Here is a 15,139-nt window from a genome sequence, read left to right as displayed (position 1 = left end):
TGTCTGGAAAGGCAGTTGCTACTATCAAATTACATACGTTTTAATGTTTTTAAACCTAGCAAAGACAACCCTAACTTCAAAATTCGTGAAGTTAATTTAGCCAGTTTAAGCCGACTGAACTTTAGTAACTGATCTTCCTGATTCAAAATAGGGCATGCCTCATAAAACGACGAAAATGATCCAGCTAACTCATAAAGGTAGGTACATAGCAAATGAGGAGAGGCTTTAAGTGCTACCGTATCAATGATTTCGGGGAATAAGATAATCTGTTTAGCTAATGAAACATCGTTTGCATTCTGCAAAACGAGAGGCTCTGCAAATGAATCTAAGTCGACGTCAGCTTTTTGGAATAAACTGTTGATGCGGGTATAGGCATATAAAAGATAAGGCGCGGTATTACCCTCAAAGCTCAACATAGCATCCCAGTCAAACATGTAATCGCTGGTGCGGTTTTTTGATAGATCCGCATATTTGATTGAGGAGATCCCCAATACCCTGGCCATTTCTTCCACCTCTTCAGGGGGATAGGTATTGGTTTGTTTCGTCTCAATTAATTGTTTTGCGCGTCGTTCAGCCTCATCGAGTAAATCCACTAATTTGGTCACACTACCTTCACGACTTTTAAATGGTTTACCCGATTTATCTAAAACCATTCCAAAGCTCACATGCTCTAATTGCATAGAAGGATTCGCAAAACCCGCTTTATAAGCTAAAGCAAAAATTTGCTGAAAATGTAAGGCTTGTCGTGCATCGACCACATATAAAGCCCGATCCGCATTTAACTTGCTCTTTCGGTAATAAATGGCTGCGAGATCAGTAGAAGAATATAAGAAACCGCCATCTTTCTTTTGCACAATGACAGGCAAAAGTTCATTATTTTTTCCTTTAAACTCATCAAGAAATACGCATTGAGCGCCGTCATGCTCGACTAATAATCCCTGTTCACGCAATGAGTTTACTATCATTGGTAACAGATCATTGTAGGCACTTTCCGCTTGAACATCTTTAGTCTGCAAAGAAACACCTAGCCGCTGATAAATTTCTTCGCAATGCGCCAAGGATAATTTGATAAATTTTGCCCATAACTCCAAACAATGTGAATCGCCTGATTGCAACAGGACAACTTGAAGTCTCGCTCTTCTTGCAAAATTAGGTTCATTATCAAATCGACTTTTCGCAGCTTTATAAAAACTTTCCAAGTCATTGAGCCGCACCTCGCCTTGATGACTAGATTCTTCATCTTCCAAATGCGCGAGCAACATACCAAACTGGGTACCCCAATCACCCACATGATTTTGGCGAATGACTTTGTGTCCTTTTAGCTCTAAGACTCTGACTATCGCATCCCCAATGATGGTTGAACGCAGATGGCCTACATGCATCTCTTTAGCTAAATTAGGAGAAGAATAATCAACAACAACGGTATGCGGTTCTTCAACAGACACCACTCCGCAAACAGCAGATTCCCAAATCAGTTTCAGTTGATTCTGTAGTCCTTGTTGACTCAAAGTAAAATTGATAAAACCAGGTCCGGCTATTTCAATGCGCTCTAGGTCCTCATGAGACGAAATAGAAGCAATTAAACGTTCTGCTAATACTCGTGGCGGCATACCTACTAATTTTGCCAAGATCATCGCCAAATTAGTGGAAAAATCACCATGATTAGGATCTCTCGGACGTTCAATGTTCACATTGAACATATCGGGGAACGTCAATTGATCTTGTATCGAGAGTTTTTCTAGCGCTTGAAGTAAAACGGATTCAATTTTCTGTTTCATAATTCTTAATTCTAACTCAATTATTCTTGCTCAATGATTAGGTCATCTTAATCAAAAAATACTATATCTCAAATCGTTTTCTTAAATAATTTCTTATTTGCCAATGCTGAAGTACTCGCTTATTTACTAACTTCTAAATTAATGAGATTCTGGAACAGGTTAAGTCACAGAAGAACAAGCGGTGCTTTCATTAAAGAACCGCCGGGCTAAGATAAGGGATTATGGGAGTCAGGATTAATGAGAAATTTAACCGTACAAAAATATGTGCAAAAAGCGTTGGAAAAAGCAGATATCACCATCAACGGCAACAAACCTCATGATATTAAACTTCTCGATGAACGAGCATTAAAACGCATCATTACCGACGGTTCTTTGGGATTAGGAGAAACTTACATGGAAGGTTGGTGGGACTGTGAAGGCTTAGATGCCCTCTCCTACCAGCTGTGCAAAGCAGAAATGCATAAAGAAGTGAGGACTAATTTGGTTCACTTCATTTATAGCCTTTCAACAAAACTTATCAATCGCCAAACTATCCAACGTTCCAAACAAGTTGCACAACGACATTACAATCTCGATCATCATTTATTTGAATTAATGTTAGGCAAAAGCATGGCCTATAGCTGTGGTTATTGGCGCGATGCTCACGATCTGGATTCAGCTCAACAAGCAAAATATGACTTAATTTGTAAAAAAATATATCTGACTGAAAAAGATACTCTGCTCGACATTGGTTGTGGCTGGGGAGGATTTGCTGCTTATGCTGCCGAGAATTATGGTTGCCAAGTCGTTGGTATTAGTATTGCTTCCAACCAAATCTCTTATGCGAAACAGCGTTATCGTCATCTTCCTATTCAGTTTTATACCTCAGATTACCGACATAGTCATATTTATAATCCTGATAAAAAACAGTTTACTAAACTGGTGAGTATTGGCGCTTTCGAGCATTTTGGCCAAAAAAATTACGTCTCTTTCCTTCAATTGATGAAAGAGCAGCTCAATGATGAAGGTCTGTTTCTATTGCACACTATCGGAAATAATGAAAACGTAACCACCACGGATCAATGGATCAATAAATATATTTTTCCTAATGGTAGCTTACCCTCAATGATCCAATTATCACATGCTTTGGAAACCACTTTTCTAGTTGAAGATTGGCATAATTTTGGCGCCTATTACGACAATACACTATTAGCTTGGAATCAAAACTTCGAACGGCATTGGGATGCGATAAAATCTCAGTTTGACCTCCGATTTTACCGGATGTGGCGATATTATTTATTGATGTGCGCTGGTATGTTCCGTTCAAGAACAGCCCAAGTCTGGCAACTTGTTTTATCTAAGTCAGGTGTAAAAGACGGCTATGAAAGTGTACGTTGAAACTCTTTAGCTTTTTATAGTGGTATGGTCGAATTTCACCACAATCTAGCAACTGCCGTGAAAAAACAGTTGCTACAATTTAATCATTTGAAGCAAAAGCGACTGCAATCACTTCGTTAGGTTCAAACATCGATTTAAAATAGTTAAAACTTTCAAGTCTAGACAGCTCGTTTTGATCGCGCGATAGCAAATCTTGTCCGTACAGAGCCATATCTTCGATGATTCGTTCATGTCGGTAATAAGACAATAAGGTTTTATCGACCTTTGCATCACCATACCCTTCATAAAAATGACGGATTTCATGGGGCTTATTCCATACATTACCTACACCCGCACCAATGAACATCAAATCACGCTCTTTTGGTGCTAACATCGGCTCATCCCAATCAATAATGTAAATCGATTTCTCATTAACGAGCAACACATTGCCCGCATGAATATCAGAATGACAGAGTACATAGTGATCTCGATCAGGTTGAATTTTTTTAGATAATCGATCTGAAGAATCAACTAATTGACGAATCAAATCGATGTTTTGATTAAAAAAATTTTTAAAATCAGTTGTGATTTTATCATCTGAATTAGTCGGTTCAATTTTACTAAAAAAGGACCTCAGGATTTCACGCCATTTTGTTGAATAGGTTTCTTTTCTTAATTGTTGTTGAATTGAGTTGGGAACCGCTGTGGTATGAATTTGTCTTAATACTTTCCCCAACTGTTTCCACTGTTTTTCTGTTAAATTTTGCGTGAAACCATTTGCCGCATGAATGAATGGATACACAATTACTTTAAAATGCTCCAATTGCTGAAATAATTTTGCTTCCAGTGTGGGGATAGGAAAAATAATTTCTTTTATTCCGGAATCATGCAAGAGACGGATAATCGATAAATTGATTTCATCAAAATAGCCATATTTTAGTTTGACGAAATAAGAATTGAATTCTGAATCTGCTTTATATCCAAATGCATTCATATCAGCGCCACCCTGGAAGAGTTGCGCTTTATGGATATCGATTCCATAATGAATTTTCAACAGCTCGATGAGTTGTTGATCTTGAATGGTTTTTTTTAACATAAGAGTCAAGTCCAGAATTTTAAACTTTAGGTTGGGCTTGGCCCAACAAATTCATTGCCTAGAGTACTGTCTTTTTGCCAGAAACTGGAAGGATAAATTATCCCTATTATTTTATACAACCTGACCAGCTGCCCAACCGGAAGACCAAGCCCATTGAAAATTATACCCGCCCAACCAGCCTGTTACATCTAACGCCTCGCCAATAAAATACAATCCAGGAATGTCGTTAGCCTCCATGGTTTTCGAAGAAATTGCATTGCAATCTACCCCTCCTATCGTGACTTCTGCAGTTCTATAACCTTCAGTGCCATTAGGCTTTACAACCCAAGCATGCATTTGCTCTGCGATTGCGGCTAAGTCTCGATTGGATAATTCTGAAAGCTTTGTTTCTGCAAAACCTGGGGGAATAAACACCTCGACTACCCGCTTGGGTAAAACCATCGATAAAATAGAGTTTAATTGTTTTTGAGGCATTTCAAGACGAGCTTTTTTTAGAAGCTCAAGAAGATCTTGTTCGGGTAAAAAGTTAATACAAATGGGCTCTCCAGGGTTCCAATAAGAAGATAATTGTAAAATAGCTGGGCCGCTTAATCCTCGATGAGTAAATAAAATATTCTCTCTAAATTCATTTCGTTCGTTTTGAACGTGGCTATCAATGCTAACTCCGGAGAGAGTCGAACATTTTTCTTTGTCAATGACATCTAAGGTCAAAGGAACAAGCCCGGCTCTGGTTGGCCAGACTTTTATAGCAAATTGCTCAGCAATTTTATAAGCAAAGGGACTCGCGCCCATGGTAGGAATAGATAAGCCGCCAGTGGCGATGATTAATGAATTGCAGAGAAAGCTACCTCGACTGGAATGAATTTTAAAAAGATTTGTATCCAGTCGTTGGATCTTTTCTATCATGGTACTTAAGTGAATTAACACACCTGCTTTATCACACTCAACTAACAGCATATCGACTATATCTTTTGATTTATTATCACAAAATAATTGTCCTAAGGTCTTCTCGTGAAAAGGAATAGTATGTTTTTTTACCAGTTCAATAAAATCCCATTGAGTGTATCGACTCAACGCAGATTTAAAAAAATGAGGATTATGAGAAAAATACTTAGGGGGTTCGATGTAATAATTTGTAAAATTACATCGCCCTCCTCCGGACATAAGAATTTTTTTACCCACTTTGTTGGCATGATCTAGAATCAGAACTTTACGACGGCGTTTGCCTGCTTCAATGGCACACATCAAACCGGCAGCCCCGGCTCCAATAATAATGACGTCGACTTGTTCCATAACTACTTACAACTTTTAAGAAAGATCGGCCTAAGGTTAAACTAAAATAGTTAAGATTTAAATGGGAGGTATTTAATCTCTCATTGATAAGTTCATTTAACGCACAAAGACAAAAAACAGACTAACTGATAAATTTTTATTCGTTATTTAATTAATAAAACATCTTTATGAACAAATGACAATCATATATTGCTATCTTTGTGTATAATGCCGGCAAATAATTTTGGAAGTAGTTGTTATGTACGATAGAAGATATGAGTTTTTTCCTAAGCAACCTAAAAATCGAAGAGTAAAAGGCGACAGAGATATACCCTCTCGCTCACAGGACTCCAGGACATCGGATCTACAGTATGCCAAAGTCAGAAAGGTTTTTGATCAACCTAAAAATAAGATCTCAGACGCTTTATGTGCCTCGTTATGGAATGTGAGCCATCAGCAAATGCGTAATAGTCCTTTACGAGGTTTAACTCTTCCTGATACTTATAAGACCCAACCAGTCATCAAAAAAGCCTTACATACTCTAGATTTAGAAGAAGGCTTATATGTCGAAGAAGGTATCTCAGGAAATTATTATCTTAACTCACTTTGTTGGACTAGCAAAACCCAAGTTTGCATTGGGCTAGAGGAATCAGTGTTGGTCTATGATATAAAAACGCAACAAGAAAGAGAGATTGCAACTCGATACAGCATCACTGCTTTAGCTTATGATTTTGGGGTTTTGGTAATAGCAGATTCAAAGGGTGGAATACAATATATAAATTCTGAAGTTTATACTCAAGTCCGTTTAACTCACAAGACTAAGGCCTATACAAAAATAATATCAGATGGGTCTCATGGTTTTTACGCAGCTAGTCAATATGGTCGTTGTCTGACTCATTTTGATTTACGGACTCCACAAAGAACACACAACATTCAGTTCTTTGATGCAAGCTTAACCGGATTGGCTTTTGACAAAGTCACTGGTACCCTCGCAATTAGTAACGGAACAACTATAGAAATCTTTGATCCCTCCTATCTACGCCATCCTACCTTTACATTTACGGATCATAAATCGCCATCAAAAGCTTTAGAGTTTTCTCCCTATCAAAGAAATATACTGGCTAGTGGCGGCGGTGCAGACGATATGACCTTAAAAATCTGGGATTTTAAAACCGGAGCTATTATTGCTAAGGCTATACCAAAGACTCAGATCTGTAATATTCATTGGCTTGACTCAGATAGTGTCCTTATTACAGAAGGAAATGAGCATCGAGTTTCCTGTTGGTCTATAAATAGAGCGAGTGAACAATTATCCATGGACTGCAGCAGCAGTAATGTGCATACTGACAGAGTTTTACTCTCAGCTCAAAATCCGCATAACAAAAAGAATTTCGCAACAGCGAGTCCCGATCAAACTTTGCGCTTCTGGTCTGTTGACAAACCAGCTGTTTCCGATACAGAAATACCAGAGTCGTACTTAAATGCAGCAAGAATACGTTAAATAGGATTCATCTAATTATTTAGATTCTTTGCAGGGGCGGGAGAGGATGAATCGAGTTGTCTATTCACTCCCTAGCCCCTGCAAGAAGTTTCAGCTTAGAAAACTACTCTTCAGGCTAGTTACTCAACTCATCCTTAAGTCGGTAGCCTTTCATTACTCTCCCTCAGAGGTTTGAGTTAATAGCTTTCAATATTGAGCGACCATATAAGTAATTAAAAATAAAGAATAGCTGCCCAATGATAATTAGCAAAGCCGCTATAGCTAAGGGCAATTGAGGAGATGTAAAATGACTATTTTTCATGATTAACATAATATGTTGAGCGCAGACACTGGCACCATAAAATCCGAAAGCAAGACTAAGATAAGAGGTTATATAAGGATAGATAGGCAGTAATAATAAAATACCGAGCAATCCAATAATTGTTCGTTCATTACGACAATAGATACAATTGATGACTAAATGACTTAAATCCAATGACCAGGTAGCCAAACTAATTGCTAGCGATATAAGTCCTAAAAATATTGATAGTCGTCTGTGTGTCATCGATGCGTCCTTTAATAATTATGGTCAGCTCTTCAACTTACTGTTGGGGTGTTTGCGTCTTAGTTTGCTCACATTCCTTCTTAGCATTACCAAGAGCACGCTCAAAACCAGCGAGCAAATTCTCTATAAAAGTATCGCGTGTAGCCTTATTTTGAAAGATATGCCTATGATCAAAAATAATGATATTCAGGCTGGCCGTTAACCAAATTATAATAAAAGACGCATCCATATCTGCCTTTATTTGATTTATTTGCTGCAAATATTGGATGGGCCCTAACCAATTTGTCGGTGCTAATGGATTGCCGGCTATCAGTTTGCTTTGCTCAGCTTCCATGTATTGCCATTGCAATAAACGTCCTAGATCTGGCTGCTGCGCGAAGGCATCTAGATATTGTTTGAATATCATTTCCAAAAATACGCGCAGGGATTTAGGTTCGGAGTCTAGAGGCGACAAAGAAATACTTTCCACTACATGAGCTTTTACCATTTTCCATAACTGACTCTTAGTTCCAAAATGATGAAAAATTAATGTTTCATTTACTTTAGCCGCCTTAGCTATGGATTGCGTGCTAGTGCCGGAAAATCCCTTTTCCGCAAAAAGTTTGCTCGCTGCTTTCAAAATCTTAATACGAGTTTTGTCAGCGACCTTTCGTTGCACTTTTTCTTTGCTCATTACACCTTCTCTAAAAACCAATCATTTGATTCACAAAGTTCTCTACCTCTTGAGGCATATTATCTCCATGCCAGGCTATATGCCAGTCTGGACGCAATAAATAATATACTTTGGGGTAACGCTTTTTAATCCTATCATCGTTGAGTGTGAGTAGTTTGAGAGCCACATTTTTTTGTGCAAATTGCTTTATGAGTTGCTGCTCCTTGTGCTCATTCGTTTGCTCAGTAATTAACAAGGTGTATTCCGAGGAAAAATAATCGTAAAGATTTCTATTTTGTCCCACGCGGCAATGTGGCGCAAAATATCCAGGCAATGCCTGAGGGTAATAAACAAAGGGATCATCTGGGTAATCATGCTCTGTTGTTTGCACAATGAGGGGCGAGTTGGGATAGGCATAGCCTAGAGCAATACCTGGTGAAACAGCATGCTGCCTAGCAATACGAGTATTTTCTTTTGCAAACTCTTCTGCCTGTGTCTCTGGCGGATAAATTTTACGCACGCGAATAGCATCTTCTGCATTTTTTATTGCTGCTTTAATGTTGCGAATAGCAATAGATCTTCGTTCTATATTATAGCTTGCCAGCATAGTTTCTCCGGCTTGATGGCGCAATACTGCAGCCAGTTTCCAACCAAGATTAACAGCATCCGCTAACCCTGTATTTAATCCATGCCCCCCCGTTGGCGGCAAAGTATGCGCAGCATCTCCTGCTAAAAAAATTCTTCCCTGACGAAAATTTTCCACAATCTCAGCTCGCATCATCCAAAAATTGGCTTGCTTAATTTCTTTCTTAAATTCAAATCCGGCAATTTGATCCAAGATAGCTGATACGTCGATATCATTTAAATTTTGATTGCTAGGACGCAACACATGGCTATACCACAAGCCATTTTCATACTCCACGCAACCTAGGCCAGCTGTTTTTTCTGTCGCTAAATTAAAATACACAGCGGCCCTCGGCAAGCTGATTTTTTCTTTGATGTCCTGCGAATGGAATAAAATACTAAGTGCACGTTGCTCTGGTAAATAACTCTGTGTTTTCAAGCCCATTTTAGTTCGTGTGATACTGCGGGCACCATCACAACCAACAAGATACTTTGCGGTTAAATTATATTGATTATCGCCTTTATCTTTTACAGTCACTGTGACTTTACTTTCATCTTGAACAATATCAATGACTTCAGTCTGTTTAATTAACTGTACGTTTTTAAAATGCGATACCCGTTCTCGCAAAACTTCTTCTGTTCTCCAAAGGGCTAGGCTTTGATAATTTTCAGGCGTCACATCTGCATCTAAATTTTGCGCAATATCAACAAGGGTATACATCTTTCCAGCCAAGCCGGAACACCAAATAACTTTTAAGGCATGATCAGGAGGGAGCAAACGCTTATTTAGTAACTGTTGACTAATGCCCCAGCGTTGAAAAAATTCCATCGATCGTGGATTTAATAGCTGCGCCCTAGGCAGTAATAAGGGTTCATCATATTTTTCTAGTACGGCAACATTTATTCCTAGCATGCCCAACTCAATTGCCAATGCCACTCCAACTGGACCTCCACCCACAATAATTACTTGATAATTCATATGCTTACCACCAATTTTATATTTAAGTAATTACTCAATTTAAATGATTATAATTGTGTGTTTACTTAATTACAATACAGGGCTTACTTCTCTCAAATTTGCCTTTTAAATAAACCCAACCTAATCTTAAGCTAGGGATTGCATTTAGATAATTAAGGAGATTCTCATGTCGCATGATAAGAAAAGTGAAAAATTCAAGGATGAATCACAAGATGCACGTCGTCGTGACGAACATAATCTCGTGCATCCAGATGATAAATCTAGCAAAAATACACATCAGCGGAATGATAAAAAGAAATAAATAACTAAAAATTTACTAACTCTGGTAATGACCATCATCGATTGACCTTTAGCGGGTCGCTCAGTGTTAAGACTACAATCCCGAGTCCTGTCCGTCGGTTATGGGAGGTAGGATAAAGAGATTAACGCCAGTATCTTGATGCTTGGCTTTTGACCACTCAGCTTGTTTACATGCTCTCACTGCTTCTTGGTAACCTTGAATCCAGCGTTCGCGCATTGTGGATTCAGAAAAATCTACAACTTTCTTTGACACTTCCCATTTTTTGGGGCGATAAGTTAACTGCACAATATCCATATGCGTCGTGCAACCCAGTAGAGCCATCGCTTTATAGGATGGCAAATCTTGTAGATGCTTAGGTAATTGTTTATAAAAAGTCGAAATTATTCTTCGTAAATTATGTTTTTCAAGATAATTTCTCCTGCGCTCTTCTGAGCGGCTTGCAAATTTAATATCTTCTTGCCGCAAGACAACCTCATCCAGCGACTTTGGTAAATATCCCTTTCTCTCCCATAAATCAACCATAAAACAGAGTGTATTTACTCGGGGGGAATCGTCTAGCACAACATCTAAGGGCGTATTTGAGTAAATCCCCCCGTCCCAATAATAGCTATCATTCACTTTTATTGGAGGAAAAGCCGGAGGCAAAGCGCTGCTTGCTATTACATGCTCTAATCTAATTTTTCCACATCGACTGTCAAAATAATCTATTTCGCCAGTAATTACGTTTGTAGCACCAAGACTTACACGGATTTTCCCTTTATTGAGATAATCAAAATCAATTAGTTCCTGCAGCAAATTACTTAAAGGAGTTAAATCATAAAAACTGTCAATCTGTTCTGCCATGAAAGGAGTGAAAAACATGGGTACTACTGGAGTAAAAAACTGGGGTATCCCAAAAAAAAGTGCTGTATTTATATACCAATGACTATAAATTTTTCTCAGAGGATCTGGCATACTTGATTCAATATTAAAAAGATCTTTTTGCGCAATTGTTTGCCAAAATTGCTTGAGTTTTGGCAGCCTTTCTTGGGGCTTATTGCCTGCAATAATTGCGGCATTAATACTACCAATGGAAGTACCTCCAATCCAATTCGGTGTAAAGCCATATTCTACTAACCCTTCAAAAACACCTGCTTGGAAAACACCTAAACTTCCTCCGCCTTGCAAAACAAGGCAAATTCTTTTAATAAAATTCTTTTGATGCTTGATTGTCATTCCTTTTCCTTTTCCTTTTTAAATCCAATGTTATATAGTAAAGCATAGATTTTGTAGATTTGTTGGCTACAAATCACTGCATATGACAGACATGATTTGATTAATATAGGATACTGTGTTGCATCTATCAAAAATCAGATTCATTTTGGATTAGAAAACACTGAGAGGGAGCTTCAGGGTGCAAAAAGCAAAAAGATTGGTTGTTTTTTCTACTTTATTTACATTTGCCACTTTAAGTTATGCAAATGTTATTCAATATTTCTTTGGTTTTAATTATCGCAATCCAACGGATGCTAACACCGTTAAACACAGCGAGGTTTTATTTGGTGCTCCTATCATTAATACCTATGCTAAATTTACTGGAATAGCTAAAGGTGGTATTGGGAGCGCATCATCTTCCGAAACAGATGCGTTACCTTTTTTTTACGGTGCTGTACGACTCAATGATAAAGTGGCTGTCGGCTTAAATATAAGTAATCCCTATTATACAAACTTTCAATACCCCCAAAATTCCATAATAAGATATGACGTGACTAAATTTATCACTCGAGATGTGGATATTAACCCTCATATTACTTATAAACTGTCAGATAAATTAGCAGTAGGTGGAGGCTTTGTTGCCAATTATGTGTATCAGGAAGATCTTGATTTTGTTGTATCAAACTTTGGCAATGTGACCACTCAATCTAAAAGTTGGAATTATGGTTGGGATCTTGGGTTTTCTTATAAATTTGATGATAAAAACTCCTTTAAGCTTGCTTATTTTTCCGGGTTAGTGACTAATTATCTCGGTATAAGTACTGCTCAAGTGGGCATCATTAATGATAATTTTCGCTTTTCACGCTTCTATCTACCTGGTACGACTAAAGCAGAATATACTAGGCTGCTAAATGATAAATGGACCTTAGGTTTAAAATTATTTTATATCCAATGGGGTATCTTAAAATCGGTTTATTTGCAAAATGTCGCGAGTGGAGGAACTATCCCGATTCCTGTCCACTATCATAATACCTGGGCATTTCAAGCAGGTGCTAATTATCAAGTCAATTCGAAATGGGGTCTTCTAGGTTCTGTCATCTATGATGAGGGGGCGCCCAAATTAAAAGGTAGAACAGTGGCATTCCCCGTCGATGACGCAGTAGCACTCATTGTAGGAACAACCTATAAATTCACAGACGCTGCCGCTTTACAAGTTGCGTATTCTTACGCCTTTAACAACACACGTTTAGATCGTCCATTAAATACCTCAGATGCGGTTGGTAGAATGAGATTTCATGCTAACGTTCTTGAAATATCGCTCAACTACAAAATATAACGTAATAAATAGGGCTTGCTTCGAATTCATTGTCTCAAAAAATTCAGATTTCGCAAAGCCGGCCCTCCGGCCTACAAACAAATTGCTATAATCATTAAAGATCCTCAAATAAAAAAATAGCCTTTTTTATAAAGGATAAAATAATGCAATCAAAATACGACGAGAGTCCTACACTGCATTACATTTGGGTTGGGCCGCCTAATATACCTGGAGTGGGTGTGCCAGGCCATGATATTGCTGGGCCAATAGAAATGGCAAAAGCGAACAAAAATAATCCCATCTTCTTTTGGTGTCTATACGATCATGTTGAACATTACAAAGATAAATTTAAGGATTACCCGATACAAGTTGCTGCTATTGAATCTCATATTAAAAATTGCTCTGAGGCTCCTGAGTTTCAATCTGAGACAGATTATCTTATTGACATACTGTCGACCTGTTTGGATAAAACAAGAGATTCCATACGTGACAGAGTGACCGTTAAAGTAGCTTTTAGTTTGTTTTTACTCTATACCTCAGGGGGTTATACCCTTGATTCCAATATTATGCCAGAGCTAGATAAGGTGAAACTTCCTAGTTATTCAACTTTTCATGCTCCAGCTTTTACAGATAATCCTGTCCATCCAGGTGACCTTGAATTTTGGATGCTTTATTCGCCAGCAAAAGGAAATATCCAATCCAAAGCGCTCCTCGATAAATTTTATAAAAAATGGCTTCAGTCTGAAGACTATCACAGAGAGTATGGTGAAGACGCAATATATTATGATTTAGCAGCAGCAATAATGCCCATTTGGAAAATTTTTCGTCAGGGTGGAATGGAGCTCTGGGTTGTTCCAAACTTAGAAAGCAATTCTATCAAAGTGAAAGAGTTAGGCCTTATCAAATATTATAGTAATACACATAAATACCAATCCCGTAAACTATACAACCCAAGTTTATTTATTCATAAGCAAGGTAAAGGAAGGGTGATGCATGAACTGTTTTTAGCAGCGCAATCCCCCGATACTACTTGGCTTAAATCATTAATAGAGTATGGTGCTGATGTAAATATGAGAATTAGGAAAACAACTCCATACTCATATAAACATGAGACAGCTTTACATATTGCGGTTTCAAGAGGTAATGTGCCCGCTGCTATCCTTTTATTGGAGGCGGGCGCAAATCCTGATTTATTAGCAATTTATCCAGGTGGGATTAAGAAAACAGCACGTGATCTTATGTATGATAAGCCAGAGTTTTCTGAGGTATTAAAAGGTATTAATGTAACCTCTCCCTCGGATGTTGTTGAAAAGGAAGATGAAATTGTTCCAACTCAGGTTCTTGAGTTCAGGCAAGCCTTTGAAAATAATTGGGAATATGCTCTTGATTTATTGAAGGTTATACCTAATACAAAGCTCACTTCATTTCTAAGATTAGCTAATCTAGATGTTGAAAAAGGAAATAAACTAGTCGATTTTGCATTTGAAAATAATAAAAGTGATTTAATTATTTCTTTAGCACAAATTAATGGGGAATATTTCAGTAATGAAAGTTCTGAATATCTTAGTTCATTGTTACAAGGTATTTATCTTCTTAAAGACTATAAATTGTTATATGTCCCTTTTTTACGTGAAGCCATTATAAAAAATCCTGCTCATTCACGAGAGTTAGTATCAAGAACACTATTTTTACAAAGAGAAGCTGTTCTATCCAACGATGTGATTAATAAAGTTTTAATCGAGCATTCAGAATTAGCTCTGCAACTACTAAACACATTAATGACTCTAAAAATTAACAATTTATTTCAGGATGATTTCCTGAAAGCCGTGTTAACTCATCCCGAACATTCAACCAGAATTTGTAAGTCGATTATTAAATGGCAAATTGGAAATTTGGAGGAACAGGATTATTTTAGACAATTAATACTTACTAATTTAAGTTTGATCGAAGATAATTTTAAGCAGCTTAATGCTCTTGAGCAGCAAGGATTGCTCGCCAGGTGGCTGGAAAAAGATGTACGAGATGCAATTATTAAATATCCAGAACAAGCAACTAATTTGGCTTCAATCATAATAAAACTCGCCAACGCCCAGAAACTTGATGTATTACCACTATTAATTCATGGATCCAATCTGGATGAGCGACTTTATATTGGTAATTTGTTGCTTGAGTGTAAATTATTAGATCGAATAGCAGAAATTGATGAATATCAACTTCTTGATCCAGACAATACAGAACGTTTAATAGAGGCTTTGGATTGCACCAGAATGAAAAGCCTAGCTGCTGAAGAAGAATTCAAAGACGATTTAGAATCTGAATTTGAAGACCAAGAGGATTTTGAACAACTAATCCAATCATTTTCAGAAAAAAAACCATTCACGCTTGAATAAAACGAACTTCAACAGGGGGTCTCTCCTTAGTACCAATGAAAATTATCAAATAGATAAAAATGCCCAGGGATTGTAGTTTTGAGCATTTTTACCATTTTTACCGTTAACGGATTGCCTGTAAGATTTATTGTGGGATT

The 15,139-nt window shown here is 37.6% G+C and carries 12 protein-coding genes; 5 read left to right on the top strand and 7 right to left on the bottom strand.

The genetic code is table 11. The features are described from left to right. Positions 1 to 29 precede the first annotated feature (29 nt). Positions 30 to 1,778 carry an arginine--tRNA ligase gene (gene argS, locus Ldro_RS06700; RefSeq protein ID WP_058495626.1) on the bottom strand — a complete coding sequence of 583 codons (1,749 nt, stop codon included), beginning with the start codon at positions 1,776 to 1,778 and terminating at the stop codon, positions 30 to 32. Positions 1,779 to 2,015: 237 nt separating this feature from the next. Between argS and cfa the strand changes: the two genes are divergently transcribed. Beyond that, entirely contained in the window at positions 2,016 to 3,155 is a 1,140-nt protein-coding gene (gene cfa, locus Ldro_RS06695) for a cyclopropane fatty acyl phospholipid synthase (RefSeq protein WP_058495625.1), read from the top strand. Between the two features lie 79 nt (positions 3,156 to 3,234). Here cfa and Ldro_RS06690 read toward each other — a convergent pair whose 3' ends face one another. Together Ldro_RS06690 and Ldro_RS06685 are read right to left on the bottom strand one after the other, a co-directional pair. Further along, a complete protein-coding gene (locus Ldro_RS06690; RefSeq protein WP_058495624.1) occupies positions 3,235 to 4,230 on the bottom strand; it encodes a phosphotransferase in 996 nt (331 codons plus the stop codon). 111 nt (positions 4,231 to 4,341) lie between these two features. Further along, positions 4,342 to 5,523 (bottom strand): BaiN/RdsA family NAD(P)/FAD-dependent oxidoreductase, encoded by a 1,182-nt coding sequence (locus tag Ldro_RS06685; RefSeq protein WP_058495623.1) that lies wholly within the window; start codon positions 5,521 to 5,523, stop codon positions 4,342 to 4,344. Positions 5,524 to 5,761: 238 nt separating this feature from the next. Between Ldro_RS06685 and Ldro_RS06680 the strand changes: the two genes are divergently transcribed. Then, positions 5,762 to 7,003, top strand: coding sequence for a WD40 repeat domain-containing protein (locus tag Ldro_RS06680; protein ID WP_058495622.1), 1,242 nt, complete (start codon positions 5,762 to 5,764; stop codon positions 7,001 to 7,003). 163 nt (positions 7,004 to 7,166) lie between these two features. Here the strand turns inward: Ldro_RS06680 and Ldro_RS06675 are convergent, their stop codons facing one another. Genes Ldro_RS06675 through Ldro_RS06665 form a run of 3 tightly spaced genes read right to left on the bottom strand, consistent with a single transcriptional unit; the run spans position 7,167 to position 9,802 of the window. Then, complete coding sequence (locus Ldro_RS06675) at positions 7,167 to 7,547, bottom strand: hypothetical protein (protein WP_058495621.1); 381 nt, start codon at positions 7,545 to 7,547, stop codon at positions 7,167 to 7,169. A gap of 37 nt (positions 7,548 to 7,584) precedes the next feature. Continuing rightward, a complete protein-coding gene (locus Ldro_RS06670; RefSeq protein ID WP_058495620.1) occupies positions 7,585 to 8,220 on the bottom strand; it encodes a TetR/AcrR family transcriptional regulator in 636 nt (211 codons plus the stop codon). A 10-nt stretch (positions 8,221 to 8,230) separates the two neighbouring features. Further along, entirely contained in the window at positions 8,231 to 9,802 is a 1,572-nt protein-coding gene (locus Ldro_RS06665; RefSeq protein WP_058495619.1) for an FAD-dependent monooxygenase, read from the bottom strand. Positions 9,803 to 9,968: 166 nt separating this feature from the next. On the opposite strand from Ldro_RS06665, the gene Ldro_RS16885 reads away from it, so the two are divergent. Continuing rightward, positions 9,969 to 10,103 (top strand): hypothetical protein, encoded by a 135-nt coding sequence (locus Ldro_RS16885; RefSeq protein WP_274519111.1) that lies wholly within the window; start codon positions 9,969 to 9,971, stop codon positions 10,101 to 10,103. Positions 10,104 to 10,175: 72 nt separating this feature from the next. Here Ldro_RS16885 and Ldro_RS06660 read toward each other — a convergent pair whose 3' ends face one another. After that, complete coding sequence (locus Ldro_RS06660; protein ID WP_058495618.1) at positions 10,176 to 11,318, bottom strand: patatin-like phospholipase family protein; 1,143 nt, start codon at positions 11,316 to 11,318, stop codon at positions 10,176 to 10,178. A 178-nt stretch (positions 11,319 to 11,496) separates the two neighbouring features. On the opposite strand from Ldro_RS06660, the gene Ldro_RS06655 reads away from it, so the two are divergent. Both Ldro_RS06655 and Ldro_RS06650 read left to right on the top strand, forming a co-directional pair. Further along, the gene (locus Ldro_RS06655; protein WP_058495617.1) at positions 11,497 to 12,633 is read left to right on the top strand and encodes an OmpP1/FadL family transporter; all 1,137 of its coding nucleotides are present in this window, start codon (positions 11,497 to 11,499) and stop codon (positions 12,631 to 12,633) included. Positions 12,634 to 12,776: 143 nt separating this feature from the next. Then, positions 12,777 to 15,002 (top strand): ankyrin repeat domain-containing protein, encoded by a 2,226-nt coding sequence (locus Ldro_RS06650; protein ID WP_058495616.1) that lies wholly within the window; start codon positions 12,777 to 12,779, stop codon positions 15,000 to 15,002. The last annotated feature ends 137 nt before the right edge of the window (positions 15,003 to 15,139 follow it).

The sequence above is a fragment of the Legionella drozanskii LLAP-1 genome (genome assembly GCF_001467585.1).
Lineage (GTDB): Bacteria > Pseudomonadota > Gammaproteobacteria > Legionellales > Legionellaceae > Tatlockia > Tatlockia drozanskii.
The sequence above is the reverse complement of the archived record's forward strand: the minus strand, read 5'-3'. Positions and strand labels throughout refer to the sequence as shown.

Coding starts and splice junctions, on each gene's coding strand:
- Ldro_RS06680 (WP_058495622.1), top strand. CDS start 5,762: ATGTACGATAGAAGATATGAGTTTTTTCCTAAGCAACCTAAAAATCGA.
- argS (WP_058495626.1), bottom strand. CDS start 1,778: ATGAAACAGAAAATTGAATCCGTTTTACTTCAAGCGCTAGAAAAACTC.
- Ldro_RS06690 (WP_058495624.1), bottom strand. CDS start 4,230: ATGTTAAAAAAAACCATTCAAGATCAACAACTCATCGAGCTGTTGAAA.
- Ldro_RS06685 (WP_058495623.1), bottom strand. CDS start 5,523: ATGGAACAAGTCGACGTCATTATTATTGGAGCCGGGGCTGCCGGTTTG.
- Ldro_RS06660 (WP_058495618.1), bottom strand. CDS start 11,318: ATGACAATCAAGCATCAAAAGAATTTTATTAAAAGAATTTGCCTTGTT.
- Ldro_RS06675 (WP_058495621.1), bottom strand. CDS start 7,547: ATGACACACAGACGACTATCAATATTTTTAGGACTTATATCGCTAGCA.
- cfa (WP_058495625.1), top strand. CDS start 2,016: ATGAGAAATTTAACCGTACAAAAATATGTGCAAAAAGCGTTGGAAAAA.
- Ldro_RS16885 (WP_274519111.1), top strand. CDS start 9,969: ATGTCGCATGATAAGAAAAGTGAAAAATTCAAGGATGAATCACAAGAT.
- Ldro_RS06650 (WP_058495616.1), top strand. CDS start 12,777: ATGCAATCAAAATACGACGAGAGTCCTACACTGCATTACATTTGGGTT.
- Ldro_RS06670 (WP_058495620.1), bottom strand. CDS start 8,220: ATGAGCAAAGAAAAAGTGCAACGAAAGGTCGCTGACAAAACTCGTATT.
- Ldro_RS06665 (WP_058495619.1), bottom strand. CDS start 9,802: ATGAATTATCAAGTAATTATTGTGGGTGGAGGTCCAGTTGGAGTGGCA.